The organism is Streptomyces sp. SID12501, assembly GCF_010550245.1.
In the GTDB taxonomy this organism is placed as follows: domain Bacteria; phylum Actinomycetota; class Actinomycetes; order Streptomycetales; family Streptomycetaceae; genus Streptomyces.
The window spans coordinates 1-472 of the sequence record NZ_JAAGLU010000517.1 but is presented as its reverse complement, the minus strand read 5'-3'; the positions used below and the strand labels follow the sequence as shown (position 1 = coordinate 472).

Sequence of the window (472 nt, the reverse complement as noted above, 5' to 3'; positions counted from 1 at the left end):
GCCCTCGAGCGTCGTGATGTCCCACCCCCCGGTCGGTTCCGTGGGTGCCGTGGACGACGAGCCCCCCTCACCCTCGGCCGCGTCCTGCGAGCAGGCCGACAACGTCAGAGCCGCCACCACCGCGACCGCGGCACCCAGCACCCTCATGCAGCGCACCCGCTCCACTCCTTCCAGCCCGTCGGCGTCATGTAGTACGCGTCCGTCGTCTCCGACGACGACGTCGACGCCCCGAGGCTGAACCCTAGGCCACCGACGGCCGGCGCCTTGAGCGAGAGGGCCGCCGCCAGGAGGTCCTGCGAGCTGACGTCGACGAACTGCGCGGTGATGTCACCGCTGCGCCGCGCCTCGTCGAAGATCAGCGGGATCGCCGCCGAGGTCGCCATCGAGGGCTGGCCCGCGACGGCCACGGCGCCGAGGCCCGCGAGCGCCGCCGTCACCTGCGTACGGTTGCGGTCGGTGACCGCGAAGTCGG

The 472-nt window shown here is 73.1% G+C and carries 1 protein-coding gene; it reads right to left on the bottom strand.

From position 1 onward, the window contains the following. Positions 1–143 precede the first annotated feature (143 nt). Positions 144–472: hypothetical protein (locus G3I71_RS47055; protein WP_164325081.1), on the bottom strand; the 329-nt coding region annotated here is incomplete at its 5' end.